This window comes from Pleurocapsa minor HA4230-MV1 (assembly GCA_019359095.1).
In the GTDB taxonomy this organism is placed as follows: Bacteria; Cyanobacteriota; Cyanobacteriia; order Cyanobacteriales; family Xenococcaceae; genus Waterburya; species Waterburya minor.
In genome coordinates this window covers 101,033-124,550 of record JAHHHZ010000029.1, presented here as the reverse complement: position 1 = coordinate 124,550, position 23,518 = coordinate 101,033, and the positions used below count along the sequence as shown (strand labels likewise).

Annotated in this window: 18 protein-coding genes; 9 read left to right on the top strand and 9 right to left on the bottom strand. The window is 39.5% G+C overall.

Annotation, left to right across the window (positions count from 1 at the left end; genetic code table 11):
* The first annotated feature begins 233 nt into the window (after nt 1-233).
* A complete protein-coding gene (locus KME09_21210; GenBank protein ID MBW4536458.1) occupies nt 234-2,102 on the top strand; it encodes a type IV secretion system DNA-binding domain-containing protein in 1,869 nt (622 codons plus the stop codon).
* A 138-nt stretch (nt 2,103-2,240) separates the two neighbouring features.
* Here KME09_21210 and KME09_21205 read toward each other — a convergent pair whose 3' ends face one another.
* The gene (locus KME09_21205; protein MBW4536457.1) at nt 2,241-2,813 is read right to left on the bottom strand and encodes a Uma2 family endonuclease; all 573 of its coding nucleotides are present in this window, start codon (nt 2,811-2,813) and stop codon (nt 2,241-2,243) included.
* 376 nt (nt 2,814-3,189) lie between these two features.
* Between KME09_21205 and KME09_21200 the strand changes: the two genes are divergently transcribed.
* Together KME09_21200 and KME09_21195 are read left to right on the top strand one after the other, a co-directional pair.
* Entirely contained in the window at nt 3,190-3,834 is a 645-nt protein-coding gene (locus KME09_21200; GenBank protein MBW4536456.1) for a ParA family protein, read from the top strand.
* Nucleotides 3,831-4,103, top strand: a complete 273-nt coding sequence (locus KME09_21195) for a hypothetical protein (GenBank protein MBW4536455.1) — start codon at nt 3,831-3,833, stop codon at nt 4,101-4,103. Before KME09_21200 ends, KME09_21195 begins: the two co-directional genes overlap by 4 nt.
* A 152-nt stretch (nt 4,104-4,255) precedes the next feature.
* Here the strand turns inward: KME09_21195 and KME09_21190 are convergent, their stop codons facing one another.
* Nucleotides 4,256-5,320 carry a hypothetical protein gene (locus tag KME09_21190; protein MBW4536454.1) on the bottom strand — a complete coding sequence of 355 codons (1,065 nt, stop codon included), beginning with the start codon at nt 5,318-5,320 and terminating at the stop codon, nt 4,256-4,258.
* Between the two features lie 96 nt (nt 5,321-5,416).
* Here KME09_21190 and KME09_21185 point away from each other — a divergent pair, with 96 nt between their 5' ends.
* Nucleotides 5,417-6,067, top strand: a complete 651-nt coding sequence (locus KME09_21185) for a hypothetical protein (GenBank protein MBW4536453.1) — start codon at nt 5,417-5,419, stop codon at nt 6,065-6,067.
* A 1-nt stretch (nt 6,068) separates the two neighbouring features.
* Here KME09_21185 and KME09_21180 read toward each other — a convergent pair whose 3' ends face one another.
* The 4 genes from KME09_21180 to KME09_21165 form a co-directional block, all read right to left on the bottom strand.
* Complete coding sequence (locus tag KME09_21180; protein ID MBW4536452.1) at nt 6,069-6,959, bottom strand: hypothetical protein; 891 nt, start codon at nt 6,957-6,959, stop codon at nt 6,069-6,071.
* A gap of 372 nt (nt 6,960-7,331) precedes the next feature.
* Nucleotides 7,332-8,645, bottom strand: coding sequence for an AAA family ATPase (locus tag KME09_21175; protein MBW4536451.1), 1,314 nt, complete (start codon nt 8,643-8,645; stop codon nt 7,332-7,334).
* 85 nt (nt 8,646-8,730) lie between these two features.
* A complete protein-coding gene (locus tag KME09_21170; GenBank protein MBW4536450.1) occupies nt 8,731-9,984 on the bottom strand; it encodes a hypothetical protein in 1,254 nt (417 codons plus the stop codon).
* A 28-nt stretch (nt 9,985-10,012) separates the two neighbouring features.
* Nucleotides 10,013-10,669, bottom strand: coding sequence for a uracil-DNA glycosylase (locus KME09_21165; protein ID MBW4536449.1), 657 nt, complete (start codon nt 10,667-10,669; stop codon nt 10,013-10,015).
* Between the two features lie 330 nt (nt 10,670-10,999).
* Between KME09_21165 and KME09_21160 the strand changes: the two genes are divergently transcribed.
* Both KME09_21160 and KME09_21155 read left to right on the top strand, forming a co-directional pair.
* The gene (locus tag KME09_21160) at nt 11,000-13,276 is read left to right on the top strand and encodes a stem cell self-renewal protein Piwi domain-containing protein (GenBank protein ID MBW4536448.1); all 2,277 of its coding nucleotides are present in this window, start codon (nt 11,000-11,002) and stop codon (nt 13,274-13,276) included.
* Nucleotides 13,264-14,727 (top strand): hypothetical protein, encoded by a 1,464-nt coding sequence (locus tag KME09_21155; GenBank protein ID MBW4536447.1) that lies wholly within the window; start codon nt 13,264-13,266, stop codon nt 14,725-14,727. Before KME09_21160 ends, KME09_21155 begins: the two co-directional genes overlap by 13 nt.
* Nucleotides 14,728-14,779: 52 nt before the next feature.
* On the opposite strand, the gene KME09_21150 is transcribed toward KME09_21155, so the two are convergent.
* Nucleotides 14,780-15,034, bottom strand: coding sequence for a hypothetical protein (locus KME09_21150; GenBank protein MBW4536446.1), 255 nt, complete (start codon nt 15,032-15,034; stop codon nt 14,780-14,782).
* Nucleotides 15,035-15,346: 312 nt separating this feature from the next.
* The gene (locus KME09_21145; GenBank protein MBW4536445.1) at nt 15,347-15,658 is read right to left on the bottom strand and encodes a hypothetical protein; all 312 of its coding nucleotides are present in this window, start codon (nt 15,656-15,658) and stop codon (nt 15,347-15,349) included.
* 122 nt (nt 15,659-15,780) lie between these two features.
* On the opposite strand from KME09_21145, the gene KME09_21140 reads away from it, so the two are divergent.
* The 3 genes from KME09_21140 to KME09_21130 all read left to right on the top strand — a co-directional run bounded on the left by KME09_21140 (nt 15,781) and on the right by KME09_21130 (nt 21,739).
* Nucleotides 15,781-19,239, top strand: coding sequence for an RNA dependent RNA polymerase (locus KME09_21140; protein MBW4536444.1), 3,459 nt, complete (start codon nt 15,781-15,783; stop codon nt 19,237-19,239).
* Nucleotides 19,240-19,328: 89 nt separating this feature from the next.
* A complete protein-coding gene (locus KME09_21135; GenBank protein MBW4536443.1) occupies nt 19,329-21,392 on the top strand; it encodes a hypothetical protein in 2,064 nt (687 codons plus the stop codon).
* A gap of 50 nt (nt 21,393-21,442) precedes the next feature.
* On the top strand, nt 21,443-21,739 hold the full coding sequence (locus tag KME09_21130) for an HNH endonuclease (GenBank protein MBW4536442.1): 297 nt from the start codon (nt 21,443-21,445) through the stop codon (nt 21,737-21,739).
* A gap of 467 nt (nt 21,740-22,206) precedes the next feature.
* Here KME09_21130 and KME09_21125 read toward each other — a convergent pair whose 3' ends face one another.
* Nucleotides 22,207-23,517: a protein kinase gene (locus KME09_21125; protein MBW4536441.1), complete on the bottom strand. Its 1,311-nt coding sequence runs from the start codon at nt 23,515-23,517 to the stop codon at nt 22,207-22,209.
* Nucleotide 23,518 lies beyond the last annotated feature (1 nt).

Sequence of the window (23,518 nt, the reverse complement as noted above, 5' to 3'; positions counted from 1 at the left end):
CCCCTCGTACTTTAGTCTGATAAAAGATGGCTCAAATCTTAGGGCGATCTGGGCTATTATCAAGCTAATTTGAGGATGCAAACCTTTCAATCACATCCTCGCTTATGTCCCGAAAAACAATTACGCCAAAAGTCTTTTTGATGTTAATGGCGATCGCCATGTTCTTATCTAGCTGGATACTGCCTACATTCCTTTGGCAATTTAGTTTTATCGGTGGATTGATTTCCTAAGCCATGACTAACTACTTACCAAAACTAGTCGCCCAGGCTAATACACAAGCCCAAATTCCAGTTGCGAATACATCCCCAGCCCAACAATCGCTATGGTCAACAGAACTATTTCAACTCTCAGTTATGGGAGGGATTTTAGGTTTTTTCCTAATTTTGGCTTCGCTCAATCAAAAACAACCCCAACTCACCTCGGCTCGAATGGCTAATCGTTGGGATAAGCTCAACGCTACAAATTTAGCCTTCAAACACCTGAAGGTCACGGCTAGCGGTAAGTGTAATCCAAGTGCTGCTTGGTGTGGGACACCTCAATACCAATACAAATTTTTAGGATCTAAATGGGCATCTAGAGTACAGACTATTTTGCACAATACTATGCCAACCACCTGGATACCCGATGTGGGTAGGGGAGTACTGGTTTTAGGCGCGCCTGGTTCTGGTAAAACTTTTTCCTTTATCGATCGCGTGCTTGAATCTCTGTATGCCCAGTCAGTGAGTGTCCTGCTTTACGATAAAAAAGGCGACCAGATGAAGCTGCATATGTCTTTGGCTTCTCGTTATGGCTATACCGTAGATGTCTTTGCCCCTGGAGGAGTAGGAGTTGAACACGAGGAAGATCCAAATCATCCAGAAGGTCAATACACTTGCGTAATCAATCCTCTCGACTTCATGAAAGATGCCAGAGATGCTACCACAGCAGGAGAACTAGCTAAAATCTTTATCGACTCTCAGGGTGGCGGGGACGGCAAAAAAGACTTTTTCTCCCAATCAGGGGGAATGCTCGCTAAAGGGTTGATGCAGCTGGCTAAATCGAGTAAGTATCAAGACTTGCCGATGGTCTACGCTATCACCCAACTACCTAACTTGGTCAAACGCCTTGATTGGGCAGTGCAGCGTAATGATCAGCAGAAGCTCGACCCTTGGATTGCCGCGACTCTTTCTAACTTCCTTTCCTCTAAAGAATCAGAAAAGACCGCAGCTTCGATTAAAACCACAGCAGAAATTACTTTCTCAGGCTTTATTCAAAATGACCTTTTGCCCTGCATGATTGGTAAAAGTACCATCGATCTTCACCTCAAGCCCAAGCAATTACTAGTTATGAAGCTAGATGACCGCAGGCGCAGCGTAATCGCACCTTTGATTATCATGTGTATGCACCTTTCTATTGTCGAAAACCTCAGCCAGAAGCGGAAAAATCCTTTTTGTTACTGTATTGATGAAGCTCCCAGCTTAGGAGTATTTGCTAAACTAGCTGAATTTATTAACGAGTATCGCTCTAATGGTGGTATTCCCATAATTGGAGCGCAAAGCTTGAATCAATTCTTTGAACTATATGGAGACAAACGAGGTAAAGCCCTAGTATCTGGCTTGTACACCCATGTCCTATTCGGTCCTAATGATTCGGCTACCGCAGAAGAATATTCTAAAAAGTTTGGCAACAAAACTGAAATCACGACCTCAGTTTCCCGTTCCTCCTCTGCTACTGGTGGTTCAACTTCCGTAAATAAACAAATTCACCAAGTTCCCTTGATTAGCGTAGATCAGATTGAGAGATTTCCCCAAGGTAAAGCCATTATTGCCAACCCAGGCTATGGAGATAAAGACGATACTAGAAGACCATTGATGGGTAGAATTGGTATTCCCGAAGAGGATATTAAGCGAGAACTTAACGCCCAAACGGTAATTTGGAAAGAGAAAATTCGCCCTGCCTTAGCCCAAAGAATGGCGGCACTCAAAGAGAAACAACAGCAAAAATATATCGATCTCAGCCAATTAAACAACAAGGAGAAGCAGGACTGGACAACGGAGCAATTGCAGTTAAGACTGGCTCATGCTGAAGAATTACTGCCCATGCCTCCAGAGAATCAAAAGTAAGTTACCCAGTTACCCAGTTACCCAGTTACCCAGTTAAGAATAAAACTTGGTACGAACAATAGGAACATTAATTAATGGCATATCAATAATAAGCAGTAAACCGCCAGACTTTTATGAAGAAAGAATCAACTAAATAGATTAAAATATCTCACCTAGACTGACAGTTAGGTTGGGCAGTACATTTTCTCCAGACAAGCTGGCGGGGTTATCTAAAACTTCTTTGTTTCTTTCCTGACGATAGATTTCTACCACTTTATTATCGGGATTAATCAACCAACCTAGTCTTACGCCACAGTTCATGTATTCGACCATCTTTTGCTGTAACTCGAATAAATCATCGGTAGGAGACATTAACTCGATTACGAAATTGGGTTCTATAGGCGCAAACTTCCTTTGCTGCTGCTTGCTTAGACTATTCCATTTGACATTTTCTACCCAACTAACATCGGGAGAACGGGTTGCACCATTGGAGAGTTTGAATCCAGTAGAAGAGTCAAAAGTAACTCCTAATTTATATTGGCGATTCCATAATTCGACTTGGAAGAATAAATCCCCATTCATTTTTCCACTCTCACTTCCAGTCGGTGACATAACGATTAATTTTCCTTGAGGAGTAGTTTCAAATTTGGTTTCGGGATTGTCCGCGCACAGCTTTTCCAATTCGCGATCGCTTATTCTCTCTGTAAAAGCAGAAACATTAATAGCAGTCATGATTATCGATAATCCAAGTTGTTATAGATGGTAAATTAAATATAAATATAAAAGCTTGCTCTTTGGGCGGTTGCTTTTTCCATTTCATTCAGTAATTTTTTGAAGTTCTTTTCTTTGTTTTATTCTAAACTTTATCTGTTGGAGTGCTTATATCCTCAGTTTTACGACTGGAATATGAGCGGATTTATTTTTATATATTTTAAGTTAAAACACCTATTCAGTTACCCAGTTACCCAGTTACCCAGTTACCAAGGTTTACTTATATCTTGCTAACTTGTTACCCAGTAATATGTAAACTAAGATTACAAGAAACCCAAATAACCAGTTAGCTTGTTATCTTATTGGCTGTAAACCCAATTATCAAGTGAGTAACGGCATGGGAACTGCTAGAGAAATTGTCACTATTACTGGGTATAAAGGAGGCGTAGCTAAAAGTACAACTGCTATTCATATAGCTGACTTTTTGAGTGACTACGGCCCGACATTAATCGTTGATTGCGATCCAAATCGCACAGCCCTATCTCGATATAAAAACAATCTGGAAATAATTAAGGATTCACCTAAAGTCAAAAAACTGCCTTTTACTGTAGTACCTGAAAAAGCAGCGGCTATGCATGTATCCGACTACAAATACATAGTTTTTGACACTCCAGCAAGACCCGATAGCGATGATCTAAAAGAATTGGCAGAAGGAACTAATCTATTAATTTTACCTACTCAGCCCAATAGCGATAGTTTTGAACCAATGATGAAAACAGCTCATGACATTGGCAACGCTCCTTACAAGTTTTTGATTTCTATTGTGCCGCCCCATCCCAGTACGACGGGAAAAAATATGCGACAAGATTTAATTGATGCAGGATTACCCGTGTTTGAACAGATGATTCGTCGTTCAACTGGATTCCAACATGCAGGAGATTTGTCTACTACTGTTCGATATATGACAGGACAGAAACCACTGTGGCAAGACTACAAAGCAGTAGGTAAGGAAATTATCAGTTTTTTGGAGAAAAACAAATGAGCATTGTCAAAAATATTATCAACAAGGCTAAGTCTGATGATTACGACCAAGATACTCAGATAGCAAGTAACCAAGATACTCAGGTAACAAGTAACCAAGTTAAAAAAAGTATTAAGAAAAAGACCCTGAACTTGGAAGTCCCAGCAGAAGTAGGCAATTTTTGGATGGGCAAAATTAAAATGGAAGGAAGTCAATTTAAAAAAATTGTCATCGCATTTCTGATCAAAAAATATGGCTTGCCAGAGGGCTATACTAAAGACGACCTATAGCCCAGTTACCTGGTAAGCTAGCTTCCCAGTTGCCCAGTTACCTGGGTTTACATATATCTTGCTAACTTGTTAGCTACTTATCCAGCTACAAAGTTACCTGGGTTTATATGTATCTTGGAAACTTAGCAAATGGGTAACTAGGTAATTACCGTTTAAAACAAAGATTTTGATTTTTTCATATTCTTTGCTCTCTTATACCCTTTAGGCTTAGTCGGCTGGTCTGGCTGAATTAAATCACCTTCTATCTTGAGCTGTTTAATTTTTGGTGCAGTAACAGGAGCTGGTTGAAGGTCAATAATCTTGCGGATCTCTTCTCGCCAATCCTTCTCCACCAAACCAACAGGATAAATATCTCGGTACTGTTCTAGCCAATACTTTTGATGAATGGATACGGGAGCATTTTCACGATCTGGTTTTGCCAGCGAATTCCCCCACATTAAATCGGTGCGATCGACTAGGTAAAACGGTGGCATAGCAAACCAGGGACAATACCAGTACCAATTTACAAGCGTTGCCTTAAGTAAGACTTGATCTATATCCGTGGCAACCATACACAAAATTCGATTGCTAGGCTCTAATGTCATCACCCCTGTTCCCACAGTAGGCTCACAACCTACCTGTAGCCTATTATCCTGTTCGGGGCAAAACAACATCTGTCCGATGGCATTGGCTACCGTATTGGGTGTAGGAAAATATCCCGTGTGCCTTTGCGAGCCTTTACTCTTGGCATCAGCAATTAAACTCCCCCAATAGTCTTTGGGTAGATACATCACAGGAAACAGATTAAACAGCTGATACAAAACCATACTGCACCCCTCACAGCTATGAGGATCGGGGGGTAATTCTCCAATATGAGGATGCCCCAAAGCAAACAGTAGCCAGTCAAGCAAGTACTCGATGCGAGTTATCATACTGATATAGCCACCTTTAGTTAGCATCTTATCGAGACAGAGTTCAAGCATTTGGCGACCTTTATCTCGACTAGAAGCACACCCGTTTGAGAAAGATATTTCAGGGATATGCTCAAGGGGTAAAATATGCTTTTGAATGTTTTTGAGTCTTGTATCTGGGTTATATAGATGGTGAAAAAGCCATCCTGGTTTTAAGTCCCGTCTTAAGTTGGGAATATACTCAGTCTTTAACGGTTTTTCGTGTTCTTCTTCGAGCAGATGGCTTTTGTCGGAAAGAAAACTATAAGGTGAAAAATATTTCAGCATCACTAGAAAAAATATAATTGCACCTTTTCTAGTCGCTAGACTTACAAATTGAAAATTAGCCGATTAAAATAGGTAAGACTCTTCTCGATCGTCTATATGCCAGAAACAATTGCATTGCTGAACAACAATATTTTTTATGCGATGGGGCTACAAAATCTCATCCCCACTGGCTATGAACTGCAAAATATTTCATCCCAAGAACTAGAGCGCAAAGACATTAGAACATCATTACCTCAAGCTAAGTCAGTACTAATCACAAGTGAATTTGTCTCACCGAAAGAGACTATTAATCTGGTCGAATCCTTATTGAAAAAGCAGAAGCAGATAATCTATCTAGCTCAGTCAAAAGATAAATTAGTGTCTCGACTATGTTCAATGGGTTGTCAGGGAATTCTCGATCAAGAGCAGGTTAACGATCAGCTATGCGCTGCCATCAACGCGGTCATAAGCGGTGGCACTTATTATTCTCAAGGCTTATTAAACGATAGCTACATGGTTTTACTAGGACCATTAGTAGAGCTATTTGATGAGTTAGATACTACTATCCAAAAGCTAACACCTAAAGAAAAGGGAGTGTTTAACCTATATGTCAGTGGGCTATCCCTGACTGACATCATGAAAGAGTTAGCAATATCCAAATCTACAATTAATACTCATATGGAATCGATCCGAACTAAATCTGGTGTAGCTTCGAACCGAGAAATTATCACTAGATATCAAATAACTCGCTTAAAATCCAACCGATAGGTTACCAGCAGGTCATCAATATTAACTTGGCAGATAAATCACAGTTGCTATATTGAAGCTGCCTTTGAGTGTCTTGAATCACTTTGTTAAGCCAAACAAACTGTTCGACCGAACCCATCTGCACCTCTTGCTTGATAAAGTACAGTCGTTTCACATTACTAATTCCCGCAAATTTAGCGACTTCGGGATCGGAAAGATTATTACTCAAGGCGATCGCACTTTGCATTACTGTAGTAAATTGAGTACTCAAGCTAGCTAAGATTACCTGTTCGGGAACAATGCCTTTTAATTTCTGGACATAAGCAGGTATTTCTTTTCGCTTTTTTAGTAAAATCATTTTCTTAAGTTCAATCGCCGTAGCATATTCAGAAGGAATAATCTGACGCACTAATTCCAAAGTAGGATTAGTTGAAAGCAAAGCTACAGTAGACAGTCCAGAACGTAACTGAGGAAAGTTATTGTTTAAAGCTACTCTTAGATATTCTTTAACCTCGTAACTCAAAGTTAACCCTAATTGTCCTGCATAAAAATCAATTCCTTTATCGATATCCTTTTTGTTCCAAGTACTAGGTAGTTGAGCCTGACTTTGTAGATAGGGCTTCAAAGCTTGACCCAGCTTGGTTTTACTATTCCAACTCGGACAGACAATAAACAGCAGATTCTTGGACTTGGCAAGTCTTGGAATCAGACTTAAATCCAGCTCTAAATCTGACTGACTTACGTATAGTAAAGTAGCAGTATTAACCGAAGTCAAACCGTGGGTCAGACAATTGAGGTAAGCCTGCTGAGGGTTTTCTCTACTCTGATATTTATTAAATCCGTGACATACCATAGCATATTCGATCTGTTCTTCAATTAAGGTGCGATCGTCACCTATAAACAGTAAAAGCATGATGTTAATTTCAAATATTGTTCTCCATTATCGACAAGACAAATCCAGCCCTAAAAATAGTTTCTTGAACTGGAATAATCGTCAATCTAGCACTGTGTCAACTAATTAATGATGAGTAGTTTTTTGGATTGGGATACATTACTTTAACCTTTTACCCTTCTTGATGCAGTCCTAAAGGATACCGCTCCGCATATCGCTCATGGGGCTTGCCCTAAAGGACTAACTTCGTGTCGCACCGCTTAGTTTGGTGGAAACCCCCAAGACCGCCCTAAAGGATTAGCTTCGCGTCCGCTGCATCGCTTTCCCTTTATCCGTCAATTTTTAATTGACAAAACACTAGCCTTGCCATTTAACCTGTTTCTGGTTCGTTGATTACTGAATCGGCAATTGGTAAACTCCGTTGTTATGAATATTTTGGTAAGTCGGGAGTTGTTGATTTACCTGTACTCCATTTTGGTAACCTCCATTCTGAGGTGGGTACGAATTCACAGAATGCCGATTGCCCTGTCCATGGACATACTGTTCGGGCTGCAACTGAACGGGAATAGGAATTTGAACCTGATAAGGTTGGGGTTGCATAGGTGCAGGAGCATATTGAGCTTGAAGCTGTTCTGAAGTAGGCACTTGAGTTCGATCTAGCTGATTTAACTCATCAGAGACTTGGTTAGCTAGACGATCGGCAGCCATTGGTTGCCAAGCTATAGCAGCCTCGTACAAAATTAAACGGCAACTGGTTTGAGCATTATTACCACTACCTAGCTTATTAGTAGCTGGAATAAGTACCGCTAAAATTTTATCTGCATTAACGATAAAATTCCTGCTGGTATCAGCTCTTGTCATCATAGCGATCGTGTAATCAACTAAGGCACTCAAAATGTGCTTAGGATAAAATCTGTCTCCAATTAATTCTTGTAGAGTGCGATCGATGCTCAAATAGTCCCTGGCTTCAAACGCTAGCAATAGAGTTTGTAACTTAGCTTCAGCTATCTGGGGACACAAATCTTCTACCGTAACCCGTTGTGAAACTGTACCCAAAGTCTGTAAACACCGTCTGATCGAACCTTGGTTATATTCATAAATTCGGTAAGCCTCAGCTTCAGTTAAAGGAATTTGTTCGTGATGGGCAATATTCATCAAATAGCCCGCAACCAAATCCCTCGCCACAGTTTGGAAGCGAAGAATTCTAGCTCTCGAGCGAATAGTTTCTAACAACTTATCTTCTTCAGTTGTACAAAGGAGAAAGACTGTATCAATCGGTGGATCTTCTAACAGTTTGAGCATCGCATTTTGGGCTGGCTTACTCATTTGATGACACTCATCTATAATCAATACTCGATATTTAGAATCCAGGGTATGGAGCTGACACTTTTCGATAATGTCTCGAACATCATCAACTCCAGTCTTATCTGCTCCATTAATCTCACTAATGGCAAGGTGATTATCTTTAAGATGAGCTTGACAACTATCACATTGATTACAGGGTTCAACTCCTTGGCGATTAGTACAATTTAGGCTTCTAGCCATGATTCTAGCAAGAGTAGTTTTGCCAGAGCCAGAAGCTCCCACGAAAAGAAAAGTAGTCTGTAATGGCGACTGAAGCAGACTAGCTTTGGCAATTTCTACAGCTACAGATTGACCTACAACGCGATCGAATCGAATCGGTCGATATTTAATTGGTAAATTCATAAATCAAAATACAGATTGGTTACACACCTAGAACTAAAAGATCGAAGTGCTTTTTTTATCTAACTTCTAGAGTCCGACAGGACTATTATTCTTCGTCTTCCTCGTCTGACTGGTTTGAGGCAATTAACTGAGCTAGACAATAAGTAGCATCACCATCTTGAATCAAAATATTGTTACTAGGCTCTGACTCACCTTTATCTGGTTCTAAATCCAGCTTGAAAATTACTGTTTCTGAACTAATCGAAGTTAGTACTTTAACTAAATTATCAATGGGTAAATTGAGGGTAATGAACTCTGCCGAATCATTTCTACAGTAGATGTTTTCTGCACCGCTACCAGCTTCGGTAGACTGGCTTAACTTACAGGTTTCTCCTTCGATTGAGAATTCAACCTCTGAAGCAGTTACTTGATGCCTCTTTAGAGCATTAAATAAATCATTTCTGTTGAACTCTACTTCGACATTGTTACCAGAAACTTTTTCTAATATTTCATCTACATTTTGATATGTACCCTTGAGAGTTTGAATGCTGCATTTAACATTAAGCCATTCAAACCGTACTGATTTTTCACTAATCAACAAGGTAAAGTCTTCAGCCTGACTAGCAATAAAAGAAGCAGCTTTCTTGGGTAAGACAATGGTAGTCTCTTCGAAACTGCTAAGACTATTAGTATCTACTGAATCCACGTTTATGGTCACAGTACTCATCATACTAGGTACGGTTATACCAGTCAGGGTTAGCCCAAGAGTATCTGAGTCTACATCCTCATCAACACTAGGATCTACAGACTTTAATTGCAGACATACACCACTAAAAATCGTCTTGAGATCGTTATCTACAAAAGGAATAACCTTATCTAAAGCCTGTTTAAATTCTAATGCTTTAATTTTGGCTACAGGTTCATACTCAGCTTTATCTTCAGGAAAAACATCTTTATAGGTTAACAACTCATAGCTATAAGTTCTTTTGCGATTGGCAACAGTAACTTTTTCTTCACCCAAAGTCAATTGCTGATCGGAAGTATCGAGATAAGAAGCCAAACTCTTAATTTGTTTGCAGCTAACCTGAACTGTTTCTGCTTTTAATGTTTTATTTGCTTTATAGGCAATTTCAACACTAACATCGCCTCCAACACTGAAAACACTCTTACCGTCGCCCACCTCAATTTTTAGTCTATCTACACCTTGCCTGTTGCTACCAATTGCTGCGTAGAGTAGCCCTAAACTACTCGTCAGAATTTTAGGTTTGATACTCAAAGTACATTTACCTGACTCAATTGTAGCCGCAGTTTTAGTAGCATTAGATTTTCTGCCAGTGTTCTTTGAAGCAGTTTTAACCATAAGTATTTATTTATTAATTTAATAACGATTAATCGTTATTTTTAAGGCGCAAGCCGTTTAAATATAGTTTTAAACGACACAATACTTGCCATGCCTCCCATTTAGGACTGTATTCACTTAGCTGGGGCTGCCTGAGTAAATAGGCAGGATGGTAAGTTACCCACACTGGATATTCAAAATATTGATGCGAACTCCGCATCATCTTCTCAAACTTAGCTGAGCTATTAATAATGGTTTTAGTAGCAACTTTACCCAAACAGAGAATTGCTTTGGGCTGCACCAGGACAATCTCACTTTGCAAAAAACCCCAACAGCTAAGACATTCTGCTTTGGTGGGAGTGCGATTGTTGGGGGGACGACAGCGAACCACATTGGTAATGTACCAAGAGTCCAAACCAACTGCATTCAACATAATATCGAGCAAAGCACCCGAATCCCCCACAAAAGCTAGTCCTTGTTCGTCTTCTTTTTGTCCTGGTCCTTCGCCAATGATGAGTAGGTCCGCTTTTTTATTTTTGCTATATCTACCAGCCACCACCTGAGTGCGAGATTTTGATAGTCCGCAAGTCTGACAACTACTGGTGTACTGTTCTAACTCTTGCCAGGAATGACAAGCCACATTGGGATTAAACTGTAAGCTACCAGAATCTTTTCCTAAAAGCGATTTTGACCTATATTTAACCATAAAAAATTAACCAGGTAATTACTTGGTTAATTTTTGCCGCAAGGCAATATGTATTTGTGACAAGTTAAGAGACTACGCTACCCCTGTTAAGGTGAGCGTTTGTACTAATAAATCTTCTGCTATCAAATATAGAAAAAATCATCGCCTCCGTGTAATTGCTGAAAAATTAAAACTATTTTTGAATGCATCAGTACAATCACTATTGAATAATAGTTTAAAACATAGATATCTTACATTAATATTTGATTTAAATAGTTATTTATGTCGCTCGCTCTTAATGGCTTTAGAATAGAACTTTCTTCGCCTATTTTTAAAGCGTATGTTCTAGATATGCGTGACAATAAGGAATTAAAAGCATTTAAACACGAACATGAAAATAATTGGTTTTTATATTGGCAGAAAGGAAAGCTATATGGATTCCCTAAAAAAATCCTAGAGTTAGAACAAATTCCTTTCAGTCAGATTTGCGAATTAAATTGTATAGAAAATCTAAAATTAATTAATAGAAAAATCACCGATATTCTTTCTGAAGTATTTCCAAAATATTCACTTTTTAAACAAAGACCATTTACCGTATTGTCTCAAAAAAATGAATTAATTAGTACTATTTCCAAGAAGTTAGATAATCCTCCAGGATTACTTTCTGCCTTCACCATAACGCCAAAATTAACAATAGAATCCAAGACCGTCGAATTGCGAGCGGATGAAGTATTTATTGGCTTGTTTCTCAAAGTAAGTACCTGTTGGGAAATTAAAGCTTTACTAAGCAACTTGCAGAGGGAAGGAGTAGATTTAGAGGGACTATATGTAGTTCACAGAACTTCTGAGCCTGGTAAACGCCGTCTTGTAGGGAAAATTAGTTCTTTTTGTAACGGATTAGTTCATCTATCGGAATCATATGATGGCATAAGCTCAATTAGCGAATATGAAGTGTGGTTAGAAGGGTCAAAAAAGTCTTTTACTCGTTGTTTAAAAATTATATTAGGAGATCGATACGGCGCATTTGAAAATGAGCGAGATGAAGCAACAGGTAATTTGCTAGACGGAGTTGCTCTTGAAGATGCTATTACAAAACTAGGAGAATATATTAAACAAAAATCACCTCTACAAATTACTCCTGATTTACAGGGACATATTGGAGATCGTATTGAAGCATTTAATGATAGTAATTACAAAAGCATCATTCAAGCTTCACCTGTGGAATTTTGCTTTGATGCTGCACGCACGAAAAGAGATATATATCCTTGGAGAGGAATTTGCAATTATGGTACTTTTAGTCGAGATAGCTTTGCCAGAAAATCTCCTGAAATTGCTGTATTTTTCCTCGATACTGTGCAAGGTGCAACAGAAAATTTCCTAAGAAATTTTAAAGACGGAGTAAGTATTAAAAAGCAAATACCCGAGCGCTACGGAACTATGGAGAGAGAAGAATCTCGTTACACGGGTGGATTTGCCAAAATATTTGGTCTTTTTAATCCTAAATTCACACTGTACAAGATTCCTTGGCTAAAGCAAAGCAATCTACCACCTGCGATTGCTTATAAAGAAGAAATTGAGAATGTTTTGAGAGATATCGACAAGAAACCTGATGCTGCAATAGTTGTGGTTTTAGACGAACATTCAAGATTACCAGATTCAATAAATCCCTATCTTCAATCCAAAGCTCTGTTATTGATGGCAGGAATTCCCGTACAAGGTGTTAGAGAATCAACGTTAAAGCAAAGCCAATCGTCTATACAGTACACCTTGCAAAGTTTTAGCGTTGCTCTTTATGCCAAAATGAAAGGAATACCATGGACAGTAGACCACGATCTTACAATTAGCGATGAATTAGTTATTGGAATAGGTACTTGCGAATTATCAGATAACAGATTTCTGGAAAGACAAAGATTTGTAGGAATTACAACAGTTTTTCGCGGTGATGGTAATTATCTTTTAGGCGATTTGTCAAGAGAATGTTCTTATAATGAATATCCTGATGTTTTGAGAGAATCAACAATATCGATTCTGAGGCAAATTAAGCAACGTAACGGTTGGCAACCTGGAGATACTGTTCGCTTAGTATTTCATGCAGCCCGACCACTGCAAAAAGTTCAGGTTTCTAAGATCGTTAAGGAATGTGTTGAAGAAATCGGTCAAGAACAAAAAATTGAATTTGCTTTTTTAACGATATCTCAAGCTCATCCTTTCTTTGCTACTGACAAATCACAACCAGGAATCAAGCCCAAATACAAGAGTTATCAGGACGGAGACGCTGTAAAAGGCAAATATGCTCCAGCCAGAGGAACTATAGTACAGTTGGGAAGGTTCACAAGGCTTTTATCAACTAATGGCTCTCAGCAGGTCAAAAGAATTACTTCTCCTTTACCTACTCCTCTTTTGATACACCTAGACCGCCAATCAACCTACAATGATTTAACTTATCTGAGCGAACAAGTATTAAAATTCACCTCCTTATCCTGGCGTTCTGTACTTCCTATTTCAAAACCTGTAACTATTTACTATTCCGAGTTAATTGCAGAGCTTCTCGCCCGTTTAAAAAGTATTTGCGGTTGGTCTCCAGCCCTATTAGATATAAATTTAAACGCAAGTAAATGGTTTCTTTAATGAATATGATGGAGATAAGTTTTGGCTATCAGCTAGACAATTTAAAAAATCTCATTGAGGACAATTACAGTTGTAAATCTCCTGAAAGCGGTTTTGCTGAGTATATCTTTTTAAATTCTGGTAATGAGTTATTAAGTGTAACAGAGAATCATATTTTTAATATTTTTAATCAACAGAGGTTTTATCAAGCACCCATACTTGCAGCAATAGGTTATAAAATTGCTTCCAATATAGAAGAGCTAGATCGAGATTTATTGGCACTATGGAAAAATGGGTTTTCCAGACTGGCAACTAAAAATATATTTACTCCCGATAGAACTTCATTTTTCTATCGTCCTGTAGAGTTACTGGGAATATCTCTCGGAGCAATTAACTGTCCTGAAGTTAGTAATAAGAATTTAGATTGGTTAAAAAGCATTTTGCAAAAAGGTGAAAGTAAACTAGATGTTAATGACTATTGGGTATACTTCCTAGGAAATGTAGCAGCTAGTTCTCTTGACGTTATTTGGACACAAAAAAGCCAACTGCTACCAAAAGAGATGAAAATAGAAGAGTTGGCTTTGCTTAAGTTTCTTTGTAATTTTAATATTTTCATCCCTCAAGCTCAAGAGATAAAGGCTATGGAAGACAAAGTTAATGAAATTTTACTCGAACGTTGTTTATTTGAGCCTGAAATGCCGCGAGATATTGCTCGTGCTGCCATTATCTACTGTTCTTTGAAGCAAATTGTTACCCAAGTACTTCGTTCGAGTTGCCATCGGTATTATGAAGTAGCTAATAATTCCGAAGCAGCAATAGAATTTATTGACTGTATTAGCGATCGCTTTTCACTCGCCACCAAACAGCTTAAATCTCAAGATGAAATCAACTTATCAAAAGAAAAGCTCAAAAATATAAGTAAAAAGTTATTAGCAATCGAATCTGATGCCAGAAAAGCTTTAGAGGTAGTAAACAATATAATTGAACAAAAAACCTCGGATTTAGTCATTAACAATCAGGAAATTTTATTTATTGGAAATAATATTAATATGAGCGAATACAATTTACAAAATTCTAAGTTTGGTGGTGGTTTTGCAGCAGAAGGTAGTGTACAATCTGGTGGTGCTCTAAATGACTATTCAATCATTATCGCTCAAAATATCGATGATATAAACCATATAATTTCTTCTTTAAGAGAAGCCATACAACATTTTCCAAATGAACAAAAAGAAGATGCTGAAATGGAATTAAATGATTTAGAAGAAGAAATTATAAATCCAGAAAAGCAAGATCCAAAGAGGCTTGGAAGAAGATTAAAAAGACTTGCTGCTGTCGGTACTGCCGTGGCTACATTAGCTGGAGGTGCAGTAAGCATATCAGAAGATATTAATAAGTTTACTAACAATGTAATGGAACTAGGAGAAAAACTAGAAGTTCCATTTGAATTTACTAAAGCTAGACTTGATGATTAAGTGTAGCAATTTCGGAACTTGGGTAATTCCGCTTCTCTGGAGCAGATAATTGTCAATTGTTCGCATTGTTAATCATCTGCTTCACATCTTGATAAGTATTTTCATCAAAACGCTTATCATTACGCATACGCTCTAGCAGTTCATGATTACACTTTCTTTTAACTACCACAATTACTTTTTGCATAGTTGAATTAGGTAAACAACCATCCTCTCTAAAAAAATCTTTTTTGTAAATCTCTTGCAGAAAGCTTGGATTTAGTCCAGATAAAACATCCAGTAAACCAAATGCGATCGCTAAAAAACACAAGTTTCTTTTTGAAGTATTGCTTTTGCTTTTAAGTCAAGTCGGAAATTACAAGTTTGTAAAACTTTATTACTTCGTTAAATATCAGAAACTTTTATTAGTACAAATGCTCACCTTAACAGGGCTAGCTCTTAGCCTTGGAAGCACTTTGATACACTTTAACTACAAAGATGAAGAAAGATTATGGTTAAGTCACTCCCAATCAAACAAGGTATTAAAGCTAGTAAAAATGAGGATTTGACAAAAAACAAATTTTCTTAACTTGTCATCAATGGACAATATACTTGTAAAATTTAACGCTACTGTTAACGAGAACTACATCGCATCCCAAAAAGAGACGTTATGAATCATATCTTCTACCGAATCGCTGCTCCAATTTACGGGAGTAGGGGGATGCAGGGTGTACCAAAACGGAAAAGTTTGATACTCAACCTCTACAGTTTCAGATCCGTCTTCTAGGAAATCTCGAACATAACCACGATAGTCTTGGATAGTTAGCTGTAGTGCGCGATAACAAGCTTCTTCAATTATAGGCACCTCTTCGCCCTGTTCTAAGGCTTGTTTTACCGCATCAAAATCAAACCCTTTAGGCACTTTGACCTGGTGGTTGGCAAAGTTTTCACTCATGATCGATAAATCTAGATTCTGTATAGGACTAAAGTACGACCCAGCTCATTAGCTAAACGAGGGTTGAAACAATTAGCTAAATCTAAAATTTGAGTTGTAACAATAGGATTATATCGGAAATTATGAGCAGCAAAACAGACTCTAACTTCAAAGTTAGGGTTTTTAACCTAGCTCACAACAACTTTGACGGACATCAAGATTTAGGCAATTGTCTCCTATCTCAATTAGTTCCTGACATAGCAGAACAGGCGATCGCAGTGAAGATCGATGACGGGCTGCTGCGAGCCACGAAAGATCGAGACTACAACCTCCAAAGGTACTTTGACCAACTAAACAAGCTTAATTTGGAAAACTGCACCGAAGTCTTATTGGCTTCTGGGGGAACAGTGTTCATGGCAGAACCAGAAGTAGTAGCACGAGTCCGCGATCGCTTTTTTGCTTCCCAACCCGACCACTGCTGTCGATATGGATCTTTGCTGGTATCTAGCTGTAAAGAAGGGATAGCTAATTTAGAGCAACCAATCACCGTCAAAATTGTTGATTTTGAGCATGAAAATGAAATGGAGCGTAAGGTGGCAAAAGACCTGGGAGTGGGGGATTGCCACGGCAAAATATCTCCTCGTTTAGCCGACCGGTTAGGAGGTAAACCCGATACCCCATTCCAATTTCGCCTAGCTAACTCCAGTCCCGATAGTCCCTTGCCTGCCTTTATCGCTAAAGGTACGGTAGCAGTAGACCAAAGACGTACCTCCAATCGCGGATACGACTTGGTTCTCGACCGTAGCTCGGTTAAAGGCTGGGCAAAAAACACAGGCCCGATGAAGGTCAGTCAAACCAATAATCAATGGAAACTGACTCCCAAAGCCAACCTCAATCAGCAACAGGTCAGAGACTTAAGCTATTTACCGCAGATTCTGCAAAATCTAGGTGTTAACTATCAAACTGATAATCATGGTAGTTATATTCTTAATAATCCCAGCAAACAAGCTTTGGATACCTTAGCCAATGTCTATGACTGGGGAAGCGATCGCCTTGCCTGTGGAGTTTATCAAATGCCCGAATTAGTTATGGGAAATAACTCCAATGCTCAACTACAGGACTACAAAAACTCTTGGCAGTTAATGCAGTGGTATTCCCCTCAAGCGATCGAGCAGGATATTGTCCCGTCTACTATAGCTGAAGCAGAGTACCTTAAGTCGGTGCAGAATGATTATCGTCTTTTGGCTCAGTATCTTGTAGCCAATCATGACCAAAAACAGCAGTTAAAAAACTTAGACGAAGAAGAAGTCGAAAACCAAGATCGAAACGAATTTGGTTTAATTGAAGTTTTGCGGGCTGACACCAGGGGAGAATTAGCCAATCATCCTAAAATCGTGGCATTTTGCCAAGAACAGCTCCGTAATAGATGGGCAGAACTAGCTACCAAAGGAGCAAATACTCTAGAGTCAGCTATGGCTCAACCTGCCGCTCTCAAGCCAGGAACAGTGGTGGCTTCCCATTTAATCAATGGTACTGAGGTAATTGTCACCCGTTATCCCATCATTAACAAGGACAATATCCGTCGTTATCTAGTCGATAACGAGCAAGCCCCCGAATTGATGAACAGTAAGGGCTGCATCTTTATCAATCCCGATGATGCCATGAAATATCACCAGTGCGATTTTGATGGCGATCAACTTGTATGTTCCCCTGTTGACCTGTTTCCTACTATCGCCCAAGAAACCCGTACAGCTCAAGTTCATCTAGACGGTGAAGGTAACGACATTAATCGGGACTTCAACCCCGTAATTAAGAAGAAGAAAGAAGCTTATGCTCAAAGCGACCTTAAGCAAATGGCACTGGCGGTTAGGCTCAACTCAATTGGTCGAATTGCCAATGCGATTGGACGGGTAAACTGCGCCCAACCCAATCCTGAAGCAGATCTCCAAGACCAGCAGTTCTTTCTCCAGCACAAAGCTGGCATGATGGATGTCCTATTTGACTCTTTGCAGATAGAGGTAGATTCCCCTAAATCTTCTACTCGCTATACCGATTATTATCCCGACTTAAACAAGCAGTTAAAAAGTCCTGCCTTTGCCCTACCGTTCTTCGACTTTAAATCAGACGATCGCGTCTATAGTTCAGCTGTGATGCCTATTGCTCAAAATGCTTCTGTAGTAGACATATTACCCCATAGAATCAATCAAATCTGGTCGAGTTGTGAACTAAAAGAGATGGCTGCTAGCCAGTATAACTACCTATTGCAAAACAATGATTCTGCTTTAGATGACATATCTAGAACGGCTGTTAACCAACTGGCAGGTAATATCCTCCAACAGTATAGCGATACGGTAAAAGCTGTCATCCAAGACCCAAGTTCAGATTCCAAACAGAGCAAAGAAAAATTTGCCCAAACCTATGGTGCGATCAAAGAGCAAATTATGACTGCTCAATTAAGCACTGTAGCTAAGGATGAACTTGCAGCAACTATCTGGCAAAAACAACATACTGATAAGTCCGAAACTTCTTGTCGTCGTAAAAGCCTTGATATCTGTCGTCACTACGATCCTAGTATCTATGCTTACCAAAAGGATAAGCATCAATATCAGCGAGATCTAATCAAAGATCGGCCAGCTTATATCGTTGAAGCCCCTTTTGAATCTAGTCTTTTTGCCAATCAAGGTAGAAGAGACTGTGCCACCTATATTAAGGAAATGCTGGAAGCTCATGGTCAGGATTTTGAGGCAACAGTCCACCCAACTAAACCCTGTGTAGTCTTTGCCGTTAAAAACTTGTCTCCCAATGTCAAGCAGATGTTTGCCCCTTTTAACGATCCAGCGATCGCCAGACATCACGATCTGATTGATGTCAAAAAAGCCCAACAAAACTTATTCAACCAAGACCGTCAGCTATACAATCAGTTATTTTCTTTTTCAACAGGAAGTAAAAAATACAATGCTGTTAGTATCACCCCACCCAGACATATGAACTGGGTAATGGGTCAATCTAGTCGCAAAGCCTCTTTAACATTTTCTATTTTGCCAGAGCGGATCGCTAAAGCCCTAGGACAAGAAATAAGTCAGGTCAAGTTACTCGGTAAAGATAAAAATGCCTACGCTGGGCATGATTTTAGCTCTGTCCATTACCAAGGTCGAGAACTCAACTTTACCGTCACCTCTTTTAATGACCCTACATCAGATCGACATGGAGATCCCATAGTTTATATGCAAAATCCTGGAGACGGTAACTACTATTGTTTAGCTATGTTTGCCAGAGAATCTAGCAAACTGCCAATCAACGCCAGTTTTCAAGGTCAAGTATTTGAGAGCGGTACGAGTGTTGACCTCTATATCAAACCAGGTTCAATTGTAGTTCCTGTTAAGGAAATGCCTCAAAGCCCTAAAAAACAGGTTAGTAAGGCTCGTCGTCAAGAGAAAGCTCAAGTACAAAGCTCTAACAAATCTCTACTTGCTTCATTAAAAAATAGACACAGCCAAAATAGGCAAAATGCACAATTAAGCTCAAAAAAGCAGAATATCGTAGCTAATGTCCAGTTTAAGAGTCCAGAAGCTAAAAATAGCGAGAAACAGCTAGAAATTTAGCTCTTAGCTTTTAGCTTTTAGCTTTAAGCTTTATTCAAATCTAATCAATAATTAGCCAATACTCAGACTAATTTAAAACATCCAAAATCATGGCATACACTAAAAAACTAAACAATCGCATTCAAGACCCCAATCAAATCAACTACGTTAAAAGCATTTTAGAAGCCTCAGCTCAACAGTGCCAAAACGAGGGCATGTATAGCCCCGAAATCTATCAAGCTACCGCACAAAACATGGCAGATACTTATTCTGCTCACAGCTCTAGCTATCCCCGCATCACCTTTGGCAATAAAGAACAGCAATTGAAAGACCAAAATTCAGTACAAGAACTCACCGCCACAATTGGTGATAAAACCAGTACTAGCTACTTCCTAATCAAAGATTCTCTTCCCCAAGGTACAAAGGCTAGCCAAGAACAATTAACCTATTACCGTCCCGATGTGGTTTCCAATCGCATTGCCACTAGTTTAGGTATCGTTGTCCAACCTTTTGTTGTAGCGACTCCCACCATTCCTCCCATCCCTCCTATTTCTATTGTTGCGCCCATAGGTCAAGGGATCCCTAACCCCATTCCTATTAATTCCGTTCAACCAGCAGCGTTTCAACCAATGACTCAACCAGGTATGTCGAAAGTGGAAATACTGGCTCAACAAATGGCTCAGGTCAATCAAACTTCTGTTACTCCCGTTGCCCCTGTTCAAACTGCACCAAACCCTGCTTTAGATAACTTTGCAGCGATGGATACAGATGTGGCAAAAGGAGCATTTCCTCCAGTAGCCCCTACCATGACAACTCAGGCAATTCCATCTATTCCAAATATGACAGCTCCAAACGTAGTCCCTGTAGCGCCAGTTATAAACCAGAACCCCTATGCGGCAAACAATTCAGAGGAAAAATTAGTAGTCAATAGGGTCGCTGTTGCAGCACCAATGGTTCAACCACTTACTCAGACTAAATTTAATGCGAACGCTGTTGCACCTATGCCCGTTACTTCCCCAGTTGAACCCATGCACAATCAAACATCTGCCCAGAATCTTAAGGGTATTAATCAAAACCTTCAGGCAGTAGGCAACTTCAATCAAATGCTGGGTAAAGCACTTAAAGATATGTCGAGAGGAGAAATTAATCCCATTCAATTATGTGGTGACACTCTAAATATTATCGGCAACTTCATGAACGGTATCCCTAAAGGTATTCATGAGGCTAGATTGCAGAAAATCGGTGAGCAGATGAAACTCATTCAAGAAAAGAGAATTGCCCTCGATGGCAAGATGGACTTGGTGGGAGACAACCTAATGTCATCTCAAGTGTCACCTAATACCATTGCCGATGCTACCGCAATCCCTGCACCCAAATCTCAAAATACAGCTCAAACTGGTGTTGTACCTGCTCCTACTCCTGCTAATGCTCCCGTCGCCCCTGCTTCTACTTCAACAGAACCCGCAGCAGATCCTATGACCAAGACGATTGACGACTTGTTAAAATCCAACGTATCTATTGATGACAAATTAACTGCGATCGAAAAGACATTAGACAAAATGCTAGAGCAGCTAATCCAAATAGAAAAGAATTTAGAGGCAATCCAAGCATCTCTTGAGGTCAATAAACCTCAACAAAACCAGTCACAAAATATGGTGCTAGAAACTGAAGTAAAAACCCAAGTCAACGACGTAATCAACAATCCTGATGCGGAAGTACCCGTAATAACTGAAATAAATACAGAAATCACAGCAGAAGCGAAAACCCAAATCCAAGCTGAGGCTGATGTTGAAGTACCCCAATTCACGGTAGCTCCTACCCCTGATGAACAAGATTCTGATATTGCACGAGAATTAATGAACATGATCGCCGAATATGAAGGAGACTTAGATAGTCTTAACAAACATCTGATGAAAAACAACCTGGTTGTTACTGTTGCCGCAGAGGGTAAATCTATTATGGTCTCTGAAGTTAATGGCAGTATAGTCAGTCCAATCTTGACCGCAGACGCAAACGGAGAGGGTTGGAACATAGATCGTTCTATTAATGACACTAAAACTCTTGAATTAATGGAAAATTTTGTTGAGGCGGAAGAATTAGCCCAAAACAGTTTTGAACAGGTTGACGAACAAGAGGTTAAAGCCCCTATGGAAGAGGATTTTTGTATCGCCTAATCGCCATACTACGATACAATAACTTTGCAAGTGCAATCGCCATAGATTAAATGCCTGTAAACCCCAATCTCTACCCCGACAACTGGCAAGAATTAGCTCGGACAGTGAAAGAGAGTCAAAATTGGTGCTGTGAGTGTTGTGGCAAGAAATGCTATAAACCAGGAGAAAAACCCGATGATTTAACTCGTGCGGAGTGGACGGCAGATATTCTTCAGGTACACCATCGCAACCATGACACTATGGATAATCGATTATCTAATCTGTTGTCTGTCTGTGCAGCCTGTCATTTAGATTTACATAGGGGGCGGTATAGCAGCGTTAGTGAGGGTCAGTTGTCGTTGTGGTAAGTGCGATCCGTAGGGTAGGCGGAGCCTAATCGCCTTTTTATTTAAAACTTCTCACTGTAAAACTGACCCATTTGATCAACAATCCCATTCATCATAAAGTTAAAGAAGGCGACCTACACCAAAGCGATGGACACCTTTATGTCCAATTCGGACACGCCAGATTTGAGCATCAGGATTCCGCTAAAGTAATCGATTAGAAGCGGTTATCGTGTCTTTGGCAAGCTCAAACATTCCTATCTCGATATCGATCGCCACAATCTTCCCATGATTTCCTTCCTCAACTTAGGGACGCACCTGAGATTTATAAATCTCGTTGCCCTGCCGAGCAAATTCTTCTTTAGTGTAGAGGAGTTGATTAACTGTCATTGGCTTAACCTCATTTCAACGTTGCTTATTTATTTTAGCTTAGGTATAACGCTGAACTTTGGGCTGCTGAAAAACTTAGAAAGTTTACAGTTAATTTAAAACTAGGGTGATAATGTGACGAACTGAGTAAGAAGTTCAGCAATACGAGGGTGATATTCGTTAAAGTCTCGGTCAAGAACCTTTACAAAATTAATAAAAGCTGATTGTTGTTCCTGAGCATTGATTTCTATCACTATTCGTCGCGCAACTATGTCATCAAGAATTGTTCCGCACATTTGTATTACACGACGCATTACAAAGAAGCGATGATGTTTTTTACCAAGCTGTACGGCAGCAAGTACAACATTGGCTTTACACTCAATGTCACCCAATTCAAAAATTTGCTCCAAACGACGAATGAGAACGTCACAAAAATCCCATGCAAAATCTGAATTTCCGATCCATTCACAGTAGATACTAGCAATAGTCTTAAAGAGATCTGTGTCAAGTAAATTAATATGAGTCAAAGCTTCTTCATTGAGATCTCGCAGAACTGTATACCGATCACTTTCATCAGCTTCGTTAGAAAGAAAGCGGATAAACTTCATAAGTTCTGTGCTATCCCATTTAGTAACTTCTGAAACAGCTTCAAGCCAATCTGCTGCTTCAGGACTTGGAGTTATGGTAGGTGCTGAACTAAGAAGAGTCAGAAGTACCCCACGTAATGCCCTGACACTTTGAAATCGCTTTTCTGGTCGAATCTCCGTACACTTTTCAATAATCCCACCAATTTCACCTGGAGCAGAGTATCGCTGATAAGGCACTCGCTGACGATTTCCATAGATATCATGAAGGATACATCCGAATGCATAAATATCTGCCGAAAAAGTAGCATTACGAAACTCAATTGACTGCTCAGGCGCGCAGTAGCTTGCAGTCCCCCAATTGGAATCAATAGATGTTAGCTTCGTAGTTGTACCTTCAGGCGGTAGGACAAGACCAAAATCACTAAGCTTCCACAAGCCTTTTAGAAATAGAACGTTAGCTGGTTTCAAATCACGATGCACATATCCTAGCTCATGAAGTTCCTCTAATGCGTTCAACACATCTGATAATGCTTGTCGTGGAACAATTCCAGATTTTTTTGATTCTTGAATTTCTTGATATAAGTTTTTTTCAGCGAGAGGCATTAAATAGTATGGTTCATAGTCGTTGAGTTCTTCTTTTACAACTGGAATAAAAGAACTTGATTTTAGTGCAGATTGAACACGAACCTCACGCTGAAAACGCTTGACTAGTTTCTGATATTCATATTCCGATGAAGTAAGAAAGGCTGGGTTAAAAATTTTACGCGCATAATGTTCACCGTTAGCCAATTTAACTTCTTCAACTCGACCAAAACCTCCGCGACTAATTTCTCTAATTACTTTCATT

What these genes read in the sequence shown, in the direction of transcription:
- KME09_21180 (MBW4536452.1), bottom strand. Translation starts at nt 6,959, where the DNA reads ATGCTTTTACTGTTTATAGGTGACGATCGCACCTTAATTGAAGAACAG.
- KME09_21200 (MBW4536456.1), top strand. Translation starts at nt 3,190, where the DNA reads ATGGGAACTGCTAGAGAAATTGTCACTATTACTGGGTATAAAGGAGGC.
- KME09_21130 (MBW4536442.1), top strand. Translation starts at nt 21,443, where the DNA reads ATGCCTGTAAACCCCAATCTCTACCCCGACAACTGGCAAGAATTAGCT.
- KME09_21140 (MBW4536444.1), top strand. Translation starts at nt 15,781, where the DNA reads ATGAGCAGCAAAACAGACTCTAACTTCAAAGTTAGGGTTTTTAACCTA.
- KME09_21175 (MBW4536451.1), bottom strand. Translation starts at nt 8,645, where the DNA reads ATGAATTTACCAATTAAATATCGACCGATTCGATTCGATCGCGTTGTA.
- KME09_21135 (MBW4536443.1), top strand. Translation starts at nt 19,329, where the DNA reads ATGGCATACACTAAAAAACTAAACAATCGCATTCAAGACCCCAATCAA.
- KME09_21185 (MBW4536453.1), top strand. Translation starts at nt 5,417, where the DNA reads ATGCCAGAAACAATTGCATTGCTGAACAACAATATTTTTTATGCGATG.
- KME09_21155 (MBW4536447.1), top strand. Translation starts at nt 13,264, where the DNA reads ATGGTTTCTTTAATGAATATGATGGAGATAAGTTTTGGCTATCAGCTA.
- KME09_21145 (MBW4536445.1), bottom strand. Translation starts at nt 15,658, where the DNA reads ATGAGTGAAAACTTTGCCAACCACCAGGTCAAAGTGCCTAAAGGGTTT.
- KME09_21195 (MBW4536455.1), top strand. Translation starts at nt 3,831, where the DNA reads ATGAGCATTGTCAAAAATATTATCAACAAGGCTAAGTCTGATGATTAC.
- KME09_21160 (MBW4536448.1), top strand. Translation starts at nt 11,000, where the DNA reads ATGCGTGACAATAAGGAATTAAAAGCATTTAAACACGAACATGAAAAT.
- KME09_21190 (MBW4536454.1), bottom strand. Translation starts at nt 5,320, where the DNA reads ATGCTGAAATATTTTTCACCTTATAGTTTTCTTTCCGACAAAAGCCAT.
- KME09_21205 (MBW4536457.1), bottom strand. Translation starts at nt 2,813, where the DNA reads ATGACTGCTATTAATGTTTCTGCTTTTACAGAGAGAATAAGCGATCGC.
- KME09_21170 (MBW4536450.1), bottom strand. Translation starts at nt 9,984, where the DNA reads ATGGTTAAAACTGCTTCAAAGAACACTGGCAGAAAATCTAATGCTACT.
- KME09_21125 (MBW4536441.1), bottom strand. Translation starts at nt 23,517, where the DNA reads ATGAAAGTAATTAGAGAAATTAGTCGCGGAGGTTTTGGTCGAGTTGAA.
- KME09_21210 (MBW4536458.1), top strand. Translation starts at nt 234, where the DNA reads ATGACTAACTACTTACCAAAACTAGTCGCCCAGGCTAATACACAAGCC.
- KME09_21165 (MBW4536449.1), bottom strand. Translation starts at nt 10,669, where the DNA reads ATGGTTAAATATAGGTCAAAATCGCTTTTAGGAAAAGATTCTGGTAGC.